15 protein-coding genes are annotated in these 21,548 nt (G+C 39.3%); 10 read left to right on the forward strand and 5 right to left on the reverse strand.

Annotated elements, in window-relative coordinates; all coding sequences use genetic code 11:
* Nucleotides 1–232: 232 nt before the first annotated feature.
* The 4 genes from N3I35_02905 (at nt 233) to N3I35_02920 (ending at nt 8,689) form a co-directional block, all read left to right on the forward strand.
* Nucleotides 233–550 (forward strand): hypothetical protein, encoded by a 318-nt coding sequence (locus N3I35_02905; protein ID MCX8129032.1) that lies wholly within the window; start codon nt 233–235, stop codon nt 548–550.
* An 842-nt stretch (nt 551–1,392) separates the two neighbouring features.
* Nucleotides 1,393–3,168 carry a hypothetical protein gene (locus N3I35_02910; protein ID MCX8129033.1) on the forward strand — a complete coding sequence of 592 codons (1,776 nt, stop codon included), beginning with the start codon at nt 1,393–1,395 and terminating at the stop codon, nt 3,166–3,168.
* A 228-nt stretch (nt 3,169–3,396) separates the two neighbouring features.
* The gene (locus tag N3I35_02915; protein MCX8129034.1) at nt 3,397–4,986 is read left to right on the forward strand and encodes an alkaline phosphatase; all 1,590 of its coding nucleotides are present in this window, start codon (nt 3,397–3,399) and stop codon (nt 4,984–4,986) included.
* 463 nt (nt 4,987–5,449) lie between these two features.
* Nucleotides 5,450–8,689 (forward strand): Ig-like domain-containing protein, encoded by a 3,240-nt coding sequence (locus N3I35_02920; protein ID MCX8129035.1) that lies wholly within the window; start codon nt 5,450–5,452, stop codon nt 8,687–8,689.
* A gap of 225 nt (nt 8,690–8,914) precedes the next feature.
* Here the strand turns inward: N3I35_02920 and N3I35_02925 are convergent, their stop codons facing one another.
* Nucleotides 8,915–9,955: a diguanylate cyclase gene (locus N3I35_02925; protein MCX8129036.1), complete on the reverse strand. Its 1,041-nt coding sequence runs from the start codon at nt 9,953–9,955 to the stop codon at nt 8,915–8,917.
* Between the two features lie 433 nt (nt 9,956–10,388).
* Between N3I35_02925 and N3I35_02930 the strand changes: the two genes are divergently transcribed.
* From N3I35_02930 to N3I35_02955, 6 genes are all read left to right on the forward strand, one after another.
* Entirely contained in the window at nt 10,389–12,542 is a 2,154-nt protein-coding gene (locus N3I35_02930; protein ID MCX8129037.1) for an RNA-binding transcriptional accessory protein, read from the forward strand.
* Nucleotides 12,543–12,770: 228 nt separating this feature from the next.
* Complete coding sequence (locus N3I35_02935) at nt 12,771–14,567, forward strand: histidine kinase (protein ID MCX8129038.1); 1,797 nt, start codon at nt 12,771–12,773, stop codon at nt 14,565–14,567.
* A gap of 6 nt (nt 14,568–14,573) precedes the next feature.
* Entirely contained in the window at nt 14,574–15,221 is a 648-nt protein-coding gene (locus N3I35_02940; protein MCX8129039.1) for a response regulator transcription factor, read from the forward strand.
* Between the two features lie 179 nt (nt 15,222–15,400).
* The gene (locus N3I35_02945; protein MCX8129040.1) at nt 15,401–16,417 is read left to right on the forward strand and encodes a hypothetical protein; all 1,017 of its coding nucleotides are present in this window, start codon (nt 15,401–15,403) and stop codon (nt 16,415–16,417) included.
* A gap of 235 nt (nt 16,418–16,652) precedes the next feature.
* Entirely contained in the window at nt 16,653–18,116 is a 1,464-nt protein-coding gene (locus N3I35_02950; GenBank protein MCX8129041.1) for a hypothetical protein, read from the forward strand.
* A 435-nt stretch (nt 18,117–18,551) separates the two neighbouring features.
* A complete protein-coding gene (locus N3I35_02955) occupies nt 18,552–19,322 on the forward strand; it encodes a hypothetical protein (protein ID MCX8129042.1) in 771 nt (256 codons plus the stop codon).
* A gap of 29 nt (nt 19,323–19,351) precedes the next feature.
* On the opposite strand, the gene sleB is transcribed toward N3I35_02955, so the two are convergent.
* The 4 genes from sleB to N3I35_02975 all read right to left on the reverse strand — a co-directional run bounded on the left by sleB (nt 19,352) and on the right by N3I35_02975 (nt 21,427).
* A complete protein-coding gene (gene sleB / locus N3I35_02960) occupies nt 19,352–20,053 on the reverse strand; it encodes a spore cortex-lytic enzyme (protein ID MCX8129043.1) in 702 nt (233 codons plus the stop codon).
* Nucleotides 20,054–20,277: 224 nt separating this feature from the next.
* Nucleotides 20,278–20,607, reverse strand: a complete 330-nt coding sequence (locus N3I35_02965; protein ID MCX8129044.1) for a hypothetical protein — start codon at nt 20,605–20,607, stop codon at nt 20,278–20,280.
* A 15-nt stretch (nt 20,608–20,622) separates the two neighbouring features.
* Entirely contained in the window at nt 20,623–21,012 is a 390-nt protein-coding gene (locus N3I35_02970) for a hypothetical protein (protein ID MCX8129045.1), read from the reverse strand.
* A gap of 91 nt (nt 21,013–21,103) precedes the next feature.
* Entirely contained in the window at nt 21,104–21,427 is a 324-nt protein-coding gene (locus N3I35_02975) for a membrane trafficking protein (protein ID MCX8129046.1), read from the reverse strand.
* Nucleotides 21,428–21,548: the final 121 nt, after the last annotated feature.

Below are 21,548 nucleotides of genomic sequence, written 5' to 3' on the forward strand. Positions count from 1 at the left end.
ATTTAAAGAGGATAGCAAGCCTACTACCCTCTCGTTTTAACGTTATTTATTACTGTATGGTAAAAATTTCGAATATTTCTGTTAAAGGTAAAATTTACTGGCTAAAAGTTACATGAAAATGGCACTTTTTCAGTGGTTTCGAACCGTCCCTGTGCTTTGGTATTATTGAAACTAACGGAGAGATAGGAACTATATTTCCCGATGCATCAACACAACCTAAAAAGTAAAGGCGGTGTTAATTTTGCTATATAATAAAGTAAGAAAAGTTCTTTGTGAAAGGGAAAAACTTCATATAGAAAATGATTTTGCATTAGAAAAATGTTGGGAACAGTTAATTGAGATACTGAGTATCAGTGAAGAAGAAACAATAAATTGTCTAGAAGCATGTCACAAATATGAAATACTGTGGATTAGTGAGGTGTTTGAAGAAGTAGCGTATAATTTACAAAGTCAAAAGTATATTGATTGTTTGAAAAGGTTAGACAAAAAATACCCTGAACTAAATATCACTAGATCAGTAGAAGTTGCTCAAAGCTATATATTAGGATAATAAGGGGTGCTGAAAAAATAATTCTTAGGAAATAAGACGGTTTGCTTGCTTCCCTATCTTGAAAGCAAATGAAATAAACAGTTTTATGCCTTAGCTGGGGTATCTCACGCTAGGGCTATTTCTTTTAAATACAGAAAAACAATGTGTAAATCTATAAATAGTTAGGCAGCGCCATTCTACAGCCATAAGTGTCAGATTGCAGTTGAAAGTGTACAAATAGGGTTGAGCGAAAGACTAAAATCCAGTTGCTGATTGTTAAACAAATTGACCATTTTTTAAAGGAAACAAGGGGGAAGAACTGTCGTTTCACTCCCTCCAACTCCACTAATCACAACCACTAAAAGTCCCAATCAGAGAAAAAACTCCACTGGTTTTTTTACCTAGAATAAAGTCTACTCCAATACAGCCACGGCATAAAAAAAGTATTTAGCATACTTCTAAAACAATCCGGGGGATAAGCCCTCCAGCGAAGTTTTTTCTTCCGGAGCCCACCCCTTCCTTGCTGTGTCATCTGAACCCGTCACCAGTATTCAAGCTGAGTAGAAAGCAACATATTCCAGGACGGGCTTCAAATAGGCAGCTTAAGAAGGACTCTTCGGAGCAAGGTTTTATTGCCCTATATAAAACCGAGTGATGAGGCCAACGGATGCCGTGAGGATTTATGGGGGAGGGGATGCAAAGGGGAACAAGGGCTAGTTCCCCTTCGGAGAAGAATTTTATAAAAGATACTTTGAATTCATATAATACTCACCCCTTAATGAATAATTGTAAATTAATGTAAAATATGCTATATTATATCTGTTGCAGTCGACTAATTCTTAGGAAATAAGGGGGGATGTTTTTTGAAAACATTCAAAAGAATATCTTTTAGCATTGTTATTATAGCCATAATATTAACTACTTTAAGCTCTAGTGCATTTGGCTTTTCACTAAGCGACAGCGAGCTTACCGCTGAAGGGAAAGTTGCACTACTACATTTTAACCCTGCTCTTGGAGATGTAAATGCCAACCTGACCGCACTCGGTAATTTAGTGAACGAGGCATTCGGTAATGGTGCGAATATTGTTGTAACTCCGGAGTTATCAACAACGGGGTATTGTATTACAAGGCAGCAGGTCATTGATGGTTTGGGTTTCTCGTCCCCGTACCCTCAGCTAAATACTATACGAGATCTTGCAATTAAGTATAAAGGATATGTTGTTATAGCCTTTGCGGAGGTAACTCCTGAAAACGAGGTGTTCAATGTTGCTGCAGTATTTGGGCCGGAGGGTTTTATAAGAACGCAGCAGAAGCGTACTCTCCCGCTATGGCATAATAGTGGCGAAAATCCATTTGATGTAATACCGACACCTTACGGAGATTTGGGTGTTTTGGTCTGTGCAGATTCTTATTTGCCGGATTTTTCACGCATACTTACTTTAAAGGGTGCAGATATTATAGTGACTCCAGCCAACTGGTGGGGACTTTATGACCAGGAGCAAACATGGCAAATCAGGGCGAAAGAAAATGGTGTATGGTTTTTGGTGGCTAACCGGTGGGGATATGAAGTGGATAGCACATACGGCTATGTCTGTGATATGAAAGATGCTCCATCAGTAGCAATAAGCCCTTCAGGTGAGATACTCCAGCTGTATAGAGCTATGGATACTGCTGAGCCTAAGGACAAAATACTATATCAGACAACAAAGGTACCTAAATACAGGATTGGTACGAGCATAAATCTAAACTACTCAGTTATAAAACGTTCTCCAGGTTCATATGGAGCATTAGCCAATGATTATTACCGGCGTGATCACTCTTATCAACCCGTACCAGGGCTTCCCACCCCAGGGGCTATCAGGGTGGCAAGTCTTGCATACAAACCTTCTCCGTATTCCATAGAGAATATTGAGAAGATATACAGCTTATGGGAAAATCAGGAGTGCAGTGCTGATATAGTTGTTGCGCCAGGTCTGGGAATTACTCAAGAGCTGGTAAGATCAAAAAATACAAATTGGAGTGAATCACCAAATCTGATCGGTATACAGAATTTTGTTAATGAAAAAGGGATTTCTCTTTTTGTTACTACAGTAAATGAGCTTTCAGATAATGGAATCCATCAGTCCTTGCTTCTGGTCCAACCAGGGAAAAGACCTGAGTTGATTCAACAATTACATGATGGAATTTTGAAGAAAGGCAGTGGAAAACCCCCGTATACCATAGACCTGCTTGGAGCACGAATCGGGATACTGACAGGACATGATGCCTTGTTTCCGGAATCTGTGACAAGCCTGGCAAAATCAGGTACAGACCTGTTATTGATTTCATCAACAGCAGGCACGGAATTTGAGACAAATGATATACTAAGCATGAATTATTATTGGAATATCAAATATTTAAAGACCTTGTGGAAAGTCAGAACAAATGAAGGATTGCATTTAGCTGCATCAGATTGGACTGGAAACGGAATGATTATTAAAAACAGCGGTTTCTCCATTGAGGAATTGGCAGAGGTGAATAAAGTGAACCAGATTGCCACTCTTACACTAAATACAGCCAATGTACGCAGCAAATACCTAAATAATTATTTTATCTTTGATTTAGATACACTGATTTCCCCATGTAATATTCTTAATTGAAAATGAAATAAAAAGAGAAATCTGGTATTAAGTAAAGTAAATAAAAATAGTAAAAAGTAACTGATGCATGGCTGCGGCATCAGTTATCTTTTTGCGTGAAGCTACTTGTTGGTTCATAGCTACTTGTTAAAACATAGTAAAAAATTATTAAATATATGATGAAAATATTGTAAAAATGATATAATTTATGTGTGTAATACAAAAAATAGTAAAAATGGGAGGATTGTTATGAAAATACAAATCAAAAGAATACTGGCATTAGCAATTACTGCAGGAGTACTGTGGGGGTGTGCAGTTGGTATTCAGGCTACTTATGCAAAACCGCACCATACTGCAGAAAACGTAATTATGCTGATTCCTGATGGTTCCAGTATAGCTTCCACCACACTTGCAAGATTGTATCAGGATGGAAAGCCTCTGGCGATGGATGAAATAGCAGCGGGCTTATCAAAGACATACTGGTCGGATGGTCCAATTACTGATTCTGCACCGGGGGGGACTGCGCTGGCAACCGGACATAAAACATACAATGCTTATGTTGGGGTTCTCCCTAAAAAGGATGGAGAAAAACCGGTTGCATCTGTGCTGGAAGCAGCAAAGCTTGAAGGTAAAGCTACTGGTCTTGTTGTTACCTCAAATATACAACATGCAACTCCAGCTGATTTTTCTGCTCATTATCCGGATAGGGGCAGGTATGATATCTTAGGAGAACAGCAGGTATATAACAGATTGGATGTAGTGCTGGGCGCGGGTTCTCAATACCTGGAAAAGGATAAGAGAAGAGATAAGGAGGACTTAGTTCGCGTATTGAAGGATAAGGGGTACGAATACATAACAACCCCTCAAGAAATGCAAAGCTCTAAAGCAAATAAACTTTGGGGCATGTTTGACCCGGACAGGCTGCGTCGTGATTTTGACAGAGATCCCAAAAAAGAACCAAGTCTTGCTGAAATGACGGCAAAGGCTCTGGAAGTATTATCCAAAGATAAAGATGGTTTTTTCCTGATGGTTGAAGGAAGCCAGATAGACTGGTCTGCTCATGCAAAAGATCCGGTTGGTGTTATCAGCGATGTTCTGGCATTTGACAAAGCAGTAGGAGTGGCACTGGATTTTGCAAAAAAGGATGGAAATACCGTAGTCGTAGCTGTATCGGACCATGGCACAGGAGGTATTACTATAGGGGATGCCGGTGTGGATGGAGACTACTATAAAATACCATTTTCACGTATCCTTGATACGCTGAAAAAAGCTAAATTAACTTCAGAAGGCACTGTTTCAAAATTTAGTCCGGACAGGTCCAATGTAAGAGAAGTGGTTGCGGAGTATTATGGTATAGCAGACCTTACGGCAGAGGAAGAAAAGGCAATCAAAGAAGCAAGGGATCCTAATGTGCCGCTGGTTGCAGCAATGAGGGCAAGATGTCATATAGGATGGACAACCATAGGCCACACAGGTGAAGATGTACCCATGTATGTATATGCCCCAAAGACTGTAGAACGCCTTACGGGTGTTGTCGAAAATACAGATATTGCAAAATACGTTGCAAAAGTGATGGGGGTAGATCTGGATAAGACAACCGAAAGATTATTTGTATCTGCAAAACCTGCATACGAAAGTAAAGGTGCAACAGCAGAGCTGGATGTCACAGATGAGCAAAATCCTGTTTTTGTAGTGACGAAAGGCTCATATGTGTTAAAACTGTCTGTCAATAAAAACATTGCCGAACTGAATGGCAAAATCATTGAATTACCGGGAGTAACGGTATACAACGGTACAGATGTATATGTATCAAAAGATGCAATAAATCTTATTAAGTAGCTGTATGTAAAAACCCCTCCGGATGGAAATAATGATCCGGAGGGGTTTTTTATGTATCGACAATTTTTTATCCTGGGCTTAAGGGATGTATTAATAAAGCCACTGTAGCATAAATAATTCTTGTTGACACAGATACATAATATGGATATAATGTTAATACTAGTCTGGTTTGTTTATATATGCAAATAGCATTTCAATGTGATTATATTATTTTTATCAAATCTTATTGAATTTTTCCATGCAATTTTCTTAATTACTTTTCCGAAAATTAACACTTTTGTATTTGCACAGTTCATACACTACCCTTTTTATTCGGTCTCCAATGACGTGACGTAATATATTTACTCTTATACCGTCAGGGGGTGATTTTTGTGTACAATTCTTCCTAGAGAGGAAAAACCACTCCACCTATGTGTGGGAACACACATATACAAAAATTTGAATTATTTAAGGAGTGATTGTTTTGAAAAACAAAATGGTAAGGAAGTTTTTAGTACGTATTTTGGCACTTGTTTTTATTATCAGCCTGGTTGGACAAACTAATATGGTTTTTGCGGCCAATGTAAGCTATAAAGTTACATATGCCAATCCTACAGCTACTGCTGTTACTCTGCACTGGGGCATCAACGGTTGGACAGGCACAACAGATACAGTTATGACAGCTAACGGTGGTGGGAATTTTTCTGTAATATTAAGTATTGCACAAGGTTCTACCCTTAATTACTGCTATCATGTAACTTCTCCGACAGATTATTGGGATAACAATTCAGGCAGCAACTGGAGCGTTGTGGTGAATGCGAGCAATGTTGATACGGTTGCACCTACCATCAGCTTGACAGCACCTGCTGCCGGAGCAACTGTAAGCGGTACTTCAGTACCGATAGATGCAGTTGCCAGCGATAATGTAGGTGTTGCTAAAGTTGAATTCTATGCCGGTACAACAAAGCTTGGGGTTGATGTAACATCTCCTCCTTTCAGCATGACATGGGATACAACCAATGTTTTGAATGGTACTTACAGCTTGACTGCAAAAGCTTATGATGCTGCAGGCAATGTAACAACTTCAGCTGCAAGAAGTGTCACTGTAAATAATCCGACATCACTGATAAATTATGCAATAAGATGTACTAAAACTAACGTTTCTTCCATCAATCTGCACTGGGGTGTAAATGGCTGGACAAATGTAGTTGACAGCCCTATGACAAACAAAGGCAGCGGAGTATTCGAATATATTGTAACCGTACCAAAAGGAACGGTAGTCAACTACTGCTTCCACATACTTGCGCCTTCCGATTACTGGGACAACAACTCCGGCAGCAACTGGAGTGTGACAGTTACAGCAACCAACATTGAGAACGTAGTCCCTACTACTTCGATTACCTCTCCTACAACAGGCTCCACGCTCTCAAATACTGTAACTGTAAGTGCCAATGCAAGCGATGGCACGGGAGGAGTTACAAAGGTTGAATTCTACGTAGGAACCATTCAGATCGGGGAAGATACTACTTCACCATATAGTGTTTCCTGGAATACAAGAACTCAGGCAAACGGAACATGTAGTCTGACATCAAAAGCTTACGATGCTGCCGGAAATATAGGAACGTCTGCTCCCGTATCTGTTACAGTCAATAACACCGTCGATACTCTTGCTCCTACGGTAAGCATCAGTGCACCTGCTGCAGGCGCTACTGTAAGCGGAACTACAACCATCAGCGCAAATGCAAACGATAATGTAGCGGTCGCAAAAGTAGAATTCTACGCTGGAAATGCACTTGTCGGAGAAGATACAACCTCCCCCTACAGCGTGCCATGGTATACAAATACTGAGAATAACGGGACATTTGTTCTCACTGCAAAGGCCTATGACACCTCCGGCAATGTAGGAACATCAGGTACAGTAAGTGTAACTGTCAACAATACGGTTACAAGCAGTGACTTCAGATCCGAGTCAATTTACTTCTTACTTACAACCAGATTTTATGACGGAGATTCAAACAACAATTATTACAACCGCGACAGGATAAAGAACGGGGATCCCCAATGGCGCGGAGATTTTAAAGGTCTCATAGAAAAGCTTGACTACCTTAAGGATTTAGGCTTTACAGCAATATGGATTACTCCTCCTGTAGAAAACAGAAGTGGACTTGACTACCATGGTTATCACGCTTACGACTGGACAAAGATTGATCCGAGGCTTGAGTCTACAGGGGCAACCTATCAGGATCTTATAAATGCCGCTCACGCAAAAGGAATGAAAATAATCCAGGATGTAGTTATCAACCACTCCAGCAATTATGGTATACGTGGCAAGGTATGGATCGACCGTCTTCCCATTAAGTATTACAGGAAAAGCGGCATGACTGTCACTCCACCTTATACAAATCACTTAGGGGATTACAAGAGTACTTACCGTGAAGATAATGACAATACAGTGGCTCCTGATTGGTTCAGAGCAAGACAGATAACCGATGCATTGGGTGTTACACCGCTGGTAGATCCGAAAACAGGTACTACCGTGCCATTGAACGATTATGATTCAAACAGGTTTTTTGGAACGGATAATGCTACGCTGAATACTACCTGGTACCATACTGCCGGTTTTATTGCCGGTGGAGACTGGGAAAGCCCGATACCGTTACAGACCAAGCATATGGCAGGAGATTGTATTGACCTTAATACGGAAAATTCAGTTGTTCTGAATTATATAAACAGTGCAGTAACAAAATATCTTGATATGGGTGTTGACGCTATAAGAGTAGATACTGCAAAACATGTAGAACGCAGCAACCTTTTACAGTATGTAAATGCATGGAAGGCACACAAGCCTAATCTGTTTGTATTCGGAGAAGTACTGGTAAAAGGAACCGGATGGGGTAATATCGACGGCAGTGATAACGGGCCTTCCGACATCAGGCCTTGGTGGTATACAAGGCTGGGAACTGACAAAACAAATCCTAACTCCGGTGGTGACTCAGGTTTTTCAGTCCTTGACTTCTCATTATTCTCAACCTTCCGTGACAATTTGAGTAAAGGCAGCTTCGGCGGTATAGGAACAATACTTTCCAGAGACTGGGTGTATGGGGATGCCACCAAGCTGGTGACCTTCCTGCAGAACCATGACGTAGGACCGGATAACGATTTCAAATACCGCTTCAAGGGAGATCAGTATATGGCTGCAAATGCTTACAACCTGCTGTGGACCATACGCGGTATCCCATGCCTCTACTACGGTGAAGAAATAGAATTCCAGAAAGGTTTGCCTCAGGATATCAGCGGCAACAGCGATACTCTTGATATGACAGGCAGAGCTTATTACGGAGATAACATAACATCCGCAAACATAGCTGCGACTCAGGCCAAGCCTTTATACAAGCATATACAGAGACTGAACCTCATAAGGAAGACTATACCTGCTCTTCAAAAGGCAAACATGAGCAACGTAAATGAATGGGGCAACGGCATGAGCTTCACAAGGGATTATAACAATGGTCAAAGCTATGTAGCCGTCGGGCTGTCAATTGGAGGAGATCAGAGCATAACCATAAATAATGTCCGTAACGGAACTTATAAGGATGCAGTAACAGGGAATACAATTACTGTATCCAATGGATCAATCACCTTTACTGTAAAAGGTAATTCTGCAGGCATATATGTACTTAACGGCCCGGGTAAAATAGGGACAGACGGTACATACTTAAGATAACAGGGAAAACCGGCAGAAGCGATTATCTTACTCATATCTTGCTTGAATAGCAAAACAACCGTCTCTCTTGAAATGGAGACGGTTGTTTTATCGCTTATTTACGCCTCTTGGTATCTTCAACTGTTTTTTCAGAGGTAGGAGTGGCGGCAGTGCTTGGCACATATACTCACATGTTGTCTTTGTGAAGGGCTTAAACCTTGTTGCATACTTTGCATAAAGAACCCCCTAATTCAGGAATTTGTCATCTCCCCGGTTGGATTTGTGCATAGCATCTAATGGGGGACTTTGCTCACTCTTTTTCTCCTTTTTTTCCTCAAAAACTTCAATCCTGTTCCGGCCGTTTGTTTTAGCCCGGAATAAAGCTTTGTCGGCTTCTTCGATGAGCTTGTTCATAGCTTTTTCTGTATCTGTGGGAGCATTAAAAACAGAACACTTCACACCAAAGCTGATTGTAATGTGTATTTCTTTTCCGCTATAGAAGAAGTTGTGGCTGGCTATACCTTTTCTGACTCTTTCTGCAACTAATACCGCACCATGTCTTTCAGTATTCGGGCAAATGATCAGAAATTCTTCTCCACCATAGCGGGCAACTATATCAACTTCACGTACTGACTTTCTAATAATGGATGCAGCATCTTTTAGGATCAAATCCCCTACTTGATGACCGTACCTGTCATTTATTCTTTTAAAATGGTCAATATCTGCAATGATAAAAGATATAGGTTCCTTATATCGGATTGAATGAGCAATATCGGTATGCAGTTTGCTCAGTATGTATCTCTTGTTATACAAGCCTGTTAATGCATCAGTGATTGCAAGCTTCTGCAAAAGTGCATTACTTTCAGTAAGTTCCCTGTTCTTTTGCTCAAGTTCTCTTTGGATACTGACAATTTTTAGCTGGGTATTGATCCTTGCCAATACTTCCGCAAAACTAAACGGTTTGACTATATAATCACTTGCTCCTGAAAGAAAACTATACACCTTTGTATTTACATCAACATCGGATGAAAGGATTATTATAGGTATTTTATCAGATACAGCCTTAGTTTTGATCTTTAAAAAAATATCATTTCCACTGCTGTCCTTCATATGTATATCAATCAGTATAATATCCGGCTTTGAGACTAAAAAAAGTTTGTATGCCATATCAGCATTTGTTGCTGAAAGCACACCAAATCCTACACTGTTTAAACGGTCTGAAAGCTTTTTAGTTAATACATGGTCGGAATCTATTATCAGTATAGTATTTTTCTTGTTATTCAACATGTTAATACCTGCTTCTATTTAATTTATCCGGCATGATTATTCCGGTTGGAGTTTTCTGCCATAATTATTACTTTTGCTGTCCTCATCAGACTAATATAATACTTTATGTATTAATTCAATATAAGGAGGCATTCTGGGCATGGTGGTATATAATGCCACTACTATAATATGCCTGTCCCTTGCTAATTATGAGTATCTCATGTAATATAAATGTTAACCATAAATGTGATAAAATAACAAATATATTATGAGGTTTATTTGTCTATAGTTATGGAGAAGTTGAAATAAGCGGGTTACGGAATTTTTGGCATGTTCAAAAAAGGACAAGTATTTCCCATTCAGGCATACACTGGTATAATAAATAGGGCATGAGAATACAGGATATTATATAGAAGTCTTAAATATTAATATTGAGCTACTTTGGAGGTTAAGGATGGCAGATATAGTTTCACAATTGATACAGGAATTCAGACTGAAGCCTTTTCAGGTACAGAATACAGTAAGGCTTATAGATGAGGGTAATACCATACCTTTTATAGCCAGATACAGGAAGGAAGCCACAGGTGAGCTGAACGACCAGGTTTTGAGAGAACTGCATGACAGGTTGGTTTATCTGAGAAATCTTGAGGAAAGAAGAGAGGATGTAAGGAGGCTCATAGGAGAACAGGGCAAGCTGACTCAGGAAATAGAAACTGCGCTGGATAGAGCTGTCGCTGTTCAGGAAATTGAAGATATCTACAGGCCTTTCAAACCAAAACGGAGAACCAGGGCGACGATTGCGAAGGACAAGGGACTTGAACCTCTGGCAGAGATAATCTATGCACAGGACATAATGAAGGGAAGCATTGATGAATTGGTACTGCCGTACCTAAATCACGAGAAAGATGTAAACACGGTAGAGGATGCTCTGAAAGGGGCTATGGATATTATTGCAGAGAATATATCCGATAATGCGGAATATCGAAAAGGTATAAGGGAAATGTATTTCAGCTGCGGTATAGTAATTTCACAGGCTAAAAAAGAGGAAGATTCAGTATATAGGATGTATTATGACTTTAAGGAACCCGTCTCTAAAATTGCAAGACATAGGATTCTCGCAATAAACAGAGGTGAAAAGGAAGAGTTTTTAAGTGTAAAAATCGATGTTCCTCAAGAAAGGGTTGTAAGCTTCTTAAAGGAGAAAACCGTAAAAAGAAACCGATCTCTTACATCCGGCTATGTTGAGCAGGCAGTAGAGGATTCTTATGAACGGTTGATTGCACCTTCCATAGAGAGGGAGGTAAGAAATGAACTGACAGAGCTGGCAGAAGAACAGGCAATGAAAGTATTTGCGGTTAATTTACGAAATCTGCTGCTTCAGCCTCCTGTTAAAGGAAGGATAGTTTTGGGACTTGATCCGGCTTATAGGACGGGATGCAAAATTGCAGTTGTCGATGACATAGGAAAGGTTCTTGAAACTACTGTGATCTATCCTACGCCGCCTCAGAACAAAACAGAAGAGGCAAAGAAGACACTAAAACAGCTTATTGCAAAGCACAATGTTGACTTGATATCCATAGGTAACGGTACAGCATCCAAAGAATCAGAAATATTCGTTGCTGATTTGCTAAAGGAAATAGACAGGGAAATATATTATATGGTAGTCAGTGAAGCCGGTGCATCTGTTTATTCTGCCTCCAAATTAGGTGCGGAAGAATTCCCGGATTTTGATGTGGCTTTGAGAAGTGCAGTTTCTATTGCAAGAAGACTGCAGGATCCTTTGGCTGAGCTGGTAAAAATTGATCCCAAAGCGATTGGTGTGGGACAATATCAGCATGATATGAATCAAAAAAGACTTGGAGAATCTCTGGGAAATGTTGTTGAGGATTGTGTAAACAGTGTAGGTGTTGATTTGAATACCGCATCACCGTCTTTACTTTCGTATGTATCAGGGATAAACTCCGCTATTGCAAAAAATATAGTAGAATACAGGGAAGAAAACGGCAAGTTTACTTCAAGAAGTGAGATTAAGAAGGTCAAGAAACTTGGGGAAAAGGCATTTGAGCAGTGTGCAGGCTTCCTGAAGATAACTGATGGTAAGAATATACTTGATAATACCTCTGTTCATCCTGAGTCTTATGCAGCCGCAAAAATGCTTCTTCAAAACATGGGATACGATTTGAAGGATGTAAAGGAAAGAAAGCTTAACAATCTTAGGAAGGACGTGGAAAACAAGGGTATTGACAATGTCGCTGAAGAAATCGGGGTAGGTATACCGACCCTTCAGGATATAATAAATGAACTTCTTAAGCCGGGACGTGACCCGAGGGATGAGCTCCCAAAGCCGATACTGCTTTCGGATGTGTTACATATAGAGGATTTGAAGCCGGGAATGATAGTGACCGGTACGGTGAGAAATGTTGCCGATTTTGGGGCGTTTGTGGATATTGGAGTACATCAGGACGGCCTGGTTCATATATCAGAGTTGTGCGACAGGTTTATAAAAAACCCAATGGAGGTAGTATCTGTAGGGGATATAGTAAAAGTGAAAATCCTTGATGTGGATGTGCAAAGAAAGAGAATATCATTGAGTATGAAAGGATTGTAGGCCGGATGTACAAGGCGACTGTTTAACTAAATATTTATTATCTAGCGTATTATATTTTAATATATTCAGCTAAATTTAAAAAAGCCCTGCATATCGGGGCTTTTTTTGTGGTAATAGGATTTGCTGCTTGATTCCACATTGAAATATTTCTATGCTATATTTCGCAATATCTAAAAAAATATGGTAAAATATATAAAATGTGTAAAAATATAAGAAAAGGAGGCATGCATGGGAAGAGTAGTTGATTTGCGTTCTATACTCCTTATTATTGGTGCATTGTTGTCATTATCAATAATAATCTACATATTGTTAAAGGGTAAAAAGAACTCCCTATTATACAGCTTTATTTCCTACCAGACTTTGATTTTCATGCTTGGGGTATGCGGATTGGCAGAAAGGTTTAAGGTTAAACCGGAAAGCTTAGCATACCGTATATTTGAAAATATTCCTTTGTGCTTCTTAGGTACAAGTTTTCTGGTTTTCTGCCTGTTTTACACAAACAGCAAAATAAATGATAATTATTGGGTATTGCTGCTAGTATTTACACCGCCGGCAATATGCTACTTTATATCAGTCACGAATGATTTTCATCATTTGTTCTATTATAGAAATCTGGATGGGAGTTCAGCCAGAGGCGTGTTTTACTGGTTTAACACCACTCAGTTATATTCCAACATAACTACAGGGATAGTTATATTCATTTGGCATTGCATAAAACATAAAAAATCTTCCTTAATACTGTTGCTTTCCTCGGCAATTATACTTATGATTAATGTTCTTTGCATAATATTAAGTTTTATTAATGAAAATGTCTCAAGTATTTTTACTATAATATCCACTATAATATGTGCATCAGTGACATCGGTTTTTTTTAGCATTACTGTTCTAAAATACAGGTTTCTGAGTGAAGTAACAGCGTTAAAGCGCATAATTGACAGTGTGGGAGAGCCTATTTTTTTTGCAGATAACAGTAATAAGATAATTTATTATAACAATTCACTCGTCAATATTTTTTTTAGAGGCAGGATGAACAAAGATGGGAATAGCATAGGCAGTATCGTTGAGCAGTTGCGGTCCGGGGCTGAGTACTCAAAAGAAGCAAATGAAATCATTAAGGCTATTGAAAATGGAACTATGAGAAGTGTCAAGGGTGAATTGAATTTAAAATACAGCATGGATAAGATATTTACTGTAGAGATTTATCCCATATTATGCAGTCCTGATGAAGCCCTTGGAAGGGTAGTATCATTTAAAGATGTATCGGTATATAAGAAGTTAGTTAATGATTTATCTGATAAAAACGAAGAGATTGTGGACATGAATGAAGAACTGACAGCCATGAATGAAGAACTGACAGCTATGAATGAAGAGTTGATTGCGGCAAATGATCAGTTGAAAAACTATGCGTCTACAGTTGAGGAATTAACTATTGCAAAGGAACGCAACAGATTTGCAAGGGATGCGCATGATACTGTCGGGCATAATATGTCCAAGATTATTACACTATTGGAAGTATGCAATATTATCTGTGAAAGCGACCCTGTAAAGACCAGGCAAAAACTTGGTGAAGCAGTGAGATTTTCAAGGGAATGCCTGCACGAGATCAGGCGGTCTATTTCCGGCATGGTTCCCCAGGAACTTGAGTTCAACAGCCTTACCCATGTACTGAAAAAACTATTTGCAGATTTTTCTACCTCAGGGATAAATATAGATTTTACTGTGGATGGTATGTATGCCCGCAGCAGTCTCTTACACCATGATATAGTATACAGAGTTTGTCAGGAAGCACTGACAAATTCTCTACGCCATGGTAAAGCGAAAAACATCACGGTAGTTCTGAGATTCGAGGAAGAAAAGCTGAAGCTATATATTTTTGATGATGGTTTCGGATGTAAATACCTAAACAAGGGGTTGGGGCTGTCGGGTATGGAACAGAGGGTTAAAAGTGCAAAGGGTATCATAGAATACGGGTCTGATGGTGAAAAGGGTTTTAACATATACGTGGAATTACCTGTGGGAGGTTAATAGAGGATGATTAATGTGGTAATAGCAGATGATCAGGAAGTTATCAGAGAAGGTATAAAGTTGATTATTGAGCAGGACCCCGATATAAGGGTGGTAGGATGCGCTGCAGACGGAAGAGAGGCTTTCGAACTGTGTAACAGGCTGAATCCCGATCTGGTGCTGATGGATATAATAATGCCCGGCTGCGATGGGGTTGAGGGGACAAGGTTGATCAAATCAGGGTATAGTTCAATAAAGGTTGTGATATTAACAACTTTCAGTGATATGGATAAAATTTCAAAAGCATTAAAAAACGGTGCTGACGGCTATGTGCTGAAAGATATTACCCCTGGTGATCTGAAACAATTGATTAAATCGACAGTTAACGGTTTAAATGTTATGCACCAAAATGTTTTTAATGCATTAATAAGACAGTTCAGCGATAATGACGGGGAGGAAAACGTTAGTACCGAAAACAAGGAAAATGTATTGACAGACAGGGAAAAGGATGTGGTGCGTTTGATTATATTCGGGAAAAACAACAGGGAAATAGCTTCAAACATTCATCTCAGTGAAGGAAGGATAAAAAACATAATTACAGGAATACTGTATAAGCTTCAACTGAAGGACAGGACGCAGTTGGCCGTATATGCCATAAAAAACAAATTGCTCTAACTCGTTGCGCTAGTTGATTTAGTTTGTATTTATATATGTGTGACTTTAGCCACGCAAAAAAGTGATTTCATATAGCAAATTCGTGACCTGGGTTACCTTACATATACTGGGGAAAAAGTATAGTATTGTAATTGTGATTAATCACTAACGAATAATAAATAAAAGGAGAGGATTTCTTTATGAAAAGTAAACTGACTTCATTCATTTTGGTGTTCATTTTATCAATGGCGGTAATTTTCAGTTCTGCAGGAACTGCACAGGTCATGGCTGCCGAAACAGAGACAACGGACACAGTACTTCAGTCAGAGGACATACAGCAGGCTTCGGAACCTGTTATTATCCAATTCCCGGACGGTATTCCGGAAACATTCAAGCACATGGATACACAGGCATTCAATGATTATATTGAGCGTTTGGTTATGAAAAATGAAGCGGCTATAAAGGCTAAGGTAGTAGGTAAATATAAAGATGTTAAGATAAAGGATTTTAAAATCAAGGGTGTCAGCTTTGATATTTTAACCGGTAATTTGGATGTTAAAATTTGGGTGAAATTTGAATACAAGTACTGGATTATTACTGTCAAGTCGGAAGGAAAAGGTATTCTAAAGTGCGAATTGAGGACAAATGAGGACTATTCCAAAATAGGTATTTACTGCCATAAGCTTGACAATTTCAGTATGGATAAAGTACCCGGTACAATAGCAAGGTGGATTGGCGGAGAAATCAACAATAAAATAGGAGACAGGATGGTAGACAATTCTCCTGTACTTGAAAAAGCATTCAACAATGTATGCCTTACAGACTTTGCAAACAAGACTTTAAGCTCCAAGCTGGCAGCCGACCAATTCATAGGCTTTGAAGCCAAGCTCCCAGGAGGAGCAGCTAAAGTATCATTCAAAGATATTGAATTCAACACATTCGACATAGGGACTGGAAAAGCAAGTATCAGTGCGTCTATGAGTGCAGAAGCGATATTGGACAGTGGCGAGTCAATAAAGATGGATAATATAGCAAGTCTTAATGTGGACATTGATTTATATATAGACTCAAAGGATGACAGCTTGTGGGTAAGGATAAGCACTATCACCCTAACTGTAAATGATTTGGATGAGACCATAAATGCAGCTTTGAATGCAGAAATAAAGAAAGAGCTAGAAAAGAGGAATCCATGTGTACAGATTAGTTTTAACTTTTAGGAAATGTGGTTAATAGCTGATGCGTAATCATAAAATAATGCAGCCAGCAACTTGGTGAGGGGTGGGCCGGCTAAGCCAACCCCTTTGTTTTACAAATATCGGATTGGCATTTTTTTGCAGATGCTAAAAATAAATTGCAAGCGAAATAATTGAATTTTATCCCATTGAGAATCTCATAAAGGGTTTTGCTTGTGCAAGCTAAATTCAATTATCCTGCGCTGGAATGGAGATAAATATGAGACGTTTGACGAAAATAGCAGTAGCTTCTTTTATTTTATTATCTAGTATTATGCCGGCTACCGGGGTACAGCCTGTCCAGGTTTCTGCTTCAGATGCTTATGGATGTGCCAGTACCTTGAGCCGTCCTGAAGATCCTGTAATACTGACTGGTGCAGACGTGCCTTCCTTAAAAGGCATAAAGCCAGAAGAACTGGTTGCATGGAAGTATTCTAACGGCTGGGAACAGATTCCTGTACAGGTAGATGAGAAAGATATTCTTGAATTTAAGAAAATTTACAATGCTAACAAATATCTCGATGTATTGTTCAGGCTTGCCGGAAGAAAGAGTGTTTCCATGCTTTCCTATACTGACTCCAACACGTTTGCCGGAGCAGACAAGAACCCTTTGGTAGATGATAATGATGAGATAGTATTCATGGCAAAGGATACGGGAGGAGTACCGGACGCATTTGCCGAACCTGCCGGAGTAATCAAGGATACGGGAGTTCGTATCAGAATAACCGATCCCAACGACAGTAAGGCAGAGGGGTATGTGTATTTGTTCAAACAAGACGGTACTCTGTCTCAAAGTGCAGGGGAAAAGTATGTTGATTATTCCTTCAAACTATTGTCCGGAGACTATATGAAAACCTATAAGACAGCAGGTGGACCAAACCCTGAAGATAGTAAGATTTCCACCCCGTATTATTCCCGTCATTTTTCAGACAGGTGGATTGATGATGAGCTCCATATATATGCAGGCACTGCTACAGGGGTGGATATACTTGACCGGCATAAAGCCTTGTTTACACCGGGTAACCCCGCGCGAAGCGAGGACACTTTCAGTAAGGGGGCAAAGGATGGATTTCCGGGCGAAGGTTGCTTTGTGGTTAATAAATCCGGACCGGTAAGGGCTATACGCTCATATTTGGGAGCCAATAGCGGATTTTTTACACAGAGGGAGCATGTTTTTTATGAAAGCAGGCAGGATATAACTACCTTTGTCAGAGTTCATGCAATAATCGGTGTTTTGGACTTTTTCGACTACAGCCCTGAAGCTGGTGGTATGACATATTATAATGACTTGAACAAATCCGGTGTGATAATTGACGGAGTTGAGGACAATGTTGTAAAAGGCAAAATAAAATGGGAGATGGTTAACGGCTCTCAGGGAGCACTTTCCATTACCCATAAGATTAATACCGATATACCGGAGTTAACCCATACCTCATATTATCTGGACAGTATAACGCCTGTAGATATGCAGTGTACGGGAGATGCATATGCTTACGGTTCCAGCGGTATACGGATCGCCCGGAAAATTCCTAATACAGACCCGAGTATGGATGAGGCAAAAATGCTGGAAATAAAAAAATACTTATATTACAAGGCCCCTGGACTTACGGTGAAAGACGCTGAAAAACTCAGCAGCAACGCAGTTGCTCCCCTTGAGTACAAGGTTGAAAGCGCGGGGTCATGATATTTTTAATACTAAAAACACAAGCAACAGAGCTGGAAATCCTTAAATTTCCGGCTCTGTTTTTTATTGAGTTGGCTGTACTTGCTAATGGAATGTTGGCAAATCTGTTGTTTGAACGATGGCGGGTTTTGTTTTGCCGGAGTCGGATTTAACAGTTTTAAGTCTTGAAACATAAGCAGTTGGTACGGCTTGGGTAATGATGGAATATACGTCCGGAGGGGTCTGCTGTTATTATTTACACTCTTGGAACTCTATGTTATAATTACCTCTGTACGTAAAATGATGGTAAAATACTTAAGATAGATCTAGTTTACATAAAGAAATATTAATAAGAAAGAGGGTGGTTTTACGAAAGCATTCGGGAAAACCATACGTGTTATTTTTAAGAGGCCGTTTATTATTGTTTTTTTTAGTATTATAGCACTTATTTACAGTATGATAGATTATTTGAACCCTACAGGAGTATTTCTGAAGTTCAGCACTATCAGCAGTGGGGACATTTTTGGAAGTATAGTTTTTCTCCTTCAGTTCATACTCAAGCTTGTAATATCGACTAAAGGAATAGTGTTTATAGCAGTATTACTGCTTGCTGCTTCCCTCATAATAGGTCTTGTGTTTTCCGGTTACTTCGGAATGGTTAATAACGTGCTTGAAGGCAGACCAAAAATAAAAGGTGAATTCTCAGCAGGATTCAGAAAGTATTTCGGACGGGTTTTTTTAATGTCCTTTATACTTTTACTGTTTAGTATTCTATTTGTTTTGTTTATGCTGATAGCTTCAGTACCTGCGCTAGTAATTACGAAAGCGGCTTTTGCCGGGAAACCGGGCTTATATGTTACTACAGTTTTAGTAGATTTGATCACTGTAAGTGTTTTGTTCTTCGGATTTATGTTTTTCAGGATATACATGTCCTTCTGGTATCCAGCAACTATCAGTTATGGAAAAAGAGCCTTTACGATAGGGAAACGGACTGCGGACGCGTTTTTCTGGGGATTGGTCAGACGTTTTCTGGCAATAGACATAGTTTTCATTCTTTCACAGGTTATATTTATCAACATCGGAGGTTCATTGGCTGTATTTGCCGTAAAGTGGGCATTTTATACGATTTTCTTTACATTCCTGGTTACATACGTGTTTGCGCTTTTTAGCTCTATAACCGCTTTGAATAATAAGAAAAACAGGGTAAAAGAGGACGATGATGAATAATCATCCGTCCTCTTGATGTTGTCATCGGTTTACTTTGCAAAATTGTGTTTGCCTATCTTGACTATAATTTTTCTGGACCATATCCAATTGCTGGTTGCAGTATCCGGATTATAATAATATATACAGCCGTATGTAGGGTCCCAGCCGCTTATAGCATCTCTTGCAGCTTTGTATGCATTACTGTCCGGTTCAAGATTTATCTGTCCGTCTTTTACAGCATCAAAAGCACCCGGTTGATATATTACTCCCGCTATGGTCTTCGGGAACTTTCCATCCCTTATTCTGTTCATTATGACTGCACCTACTGCTACTTGTCCCAGATAAGGTTCGCCACGTGCTTCACCGTGTATCAGGTGAGCAAGAAGGTTGATGTCTTTATTTGCAGTGGAAACATTCTGCGCAACGGGAGTACCTGTTGCAAGACCAAGTGCTGATAGGGTTTCGGGGCCTGCTACTCCATCTACCTTGAGCCTGTTTTTGTACTGAAAGGACTTTACAGCTGTATAGGTTCCATATCCATATACACCATCAATGCCTCCATTATAATAGCCCCATTTTTTTAGCTGGTATTGAATGTTTTTTACTTCCTGTCCTGTTGAGCCATAATAGGAAATTGCTGCCCTGCTGTATCCGAATAGATTCGAAATATTTTCACTGTAAACTAAAGATGTGCAAATAACTATAGTGAATAATAGGGTCAAAAAATACGATAATAACTTATTCTTGCGCAAACTCATTCTCCTTTGTAAAAAATACTGGTAGGCTAAACACAAATAAAATATAGCAATTACGGTATCAAGAATAACCCGGAAACCAACATACGAATTTCTTGAATTATTTTTTGTAATAAATCCTAAAATATTCATTGCTTAGTTGAGCAGTAATTTTGAGAAAAATAAGAAATGCAGGTATGAATTGTGAACAAGGAAAAAAATAGAAGCCATCGGCCTCTATTTTATGCTAAGAGTAAATAGACAAGTATGATTAACAGGAACTCATCCTCAATACCCGTTATACCTTCATCAAGAAGGATTATAATAAGTCCGATCAGGATAATCTCTTCAAAATGTATCCGGGTTTTGAAAAAATTTATAATACTTGAATTGCGCATACTCCCGGCATACGATGAAAATTCCGGGGGGGTTTCTATTTCATTTGGCAGAGGTATATCTTCAATTTTTCTTATAGCTTCAGCCGCTCCTGTATTTGAATTAACGCTCTGGTATGCAGTAGGGGTTTGGTATCCATATCTTCTCTGTCTTTGGCCAATCCTTCTGTACATCATTCTTCCATTCCCCCTTTAGAAAATCCCCTTATCCTGGTCATCCACCAGCTTAGTCAGGCTTGACATTTGCAGCATTTTAATGCAATTACCCAGTTTTTTCTGCCTTTTGCTGTTAAGAAAGGGCTTTATTGCTGTCAGAAGATTTACCCTGGGATCGTTGTTTATATTCAGTTTATCCATGACCTTCCTGACTTTTCTGATCATTTCCATATTTTCATCGAGCTCACTTCTCTCACTTTTTTCTTCCCTGGGTGAAGGGGGCTCGGTTACTTTTGGACTGACAGATTCCTCTTTGTTGTTTGGATTTGTCAGAAGGCTCAGTAACCCTTTTACATTATCCGGCATATTGTCCTGCCCGAGTATATCAGTAATTTGTTTTAACTTCTTATTCAGATCATCACTCATCAGAAACGCCTCCGTTTATTCCCCTTATGACTGATAAGGAATAAATAGTAAGAATAATCCTGTGCAGGATACATGGTATAAGTATATTTTATTAAGTGTTCAAAAATGCCTTTATTTTCTTGACAATTTCGTCTCCATTTTCCCCGATTAACTGTGACAGCTTTTCAAGGTCAGCATTTGAAACTTTTTTCTGAATTTCACTTTTATTGATATTAAGTTCTTTAAGCTTGGATTCATCAAGCTCATCTACTTTCTTAAGCAGCTCATCCTTATCAACTTTGTTTATTTTCTTTGCCAGCTCGTCTGTATTGCCTTTTTTTAGCATATCAAGCGCTGCATTCAGCTTTGCCTGCATTACTTTTTCATCCATTTTCCCCAGCATTTCTGCGATTTTCTTATTTAGTGATTCACTCATCAAATCAATCCTTTCATTTAAATATAAAGCATATAGAAGTATAAGAATAAGCAATCCATATGTTATGTACACTTTGCCCCGTTAAACATATTTCGCACTGCAAATAACTATGCAGTGCGAA

The sequence above is a fragment of the Clostridia bacterium genome, from assembly GCA_026414765.1.
Classification (GTDB): domain Bacteria; phylum Bacillota; class Clostridia; order Acetivibrionales; family DSM-27016; genus SKW86.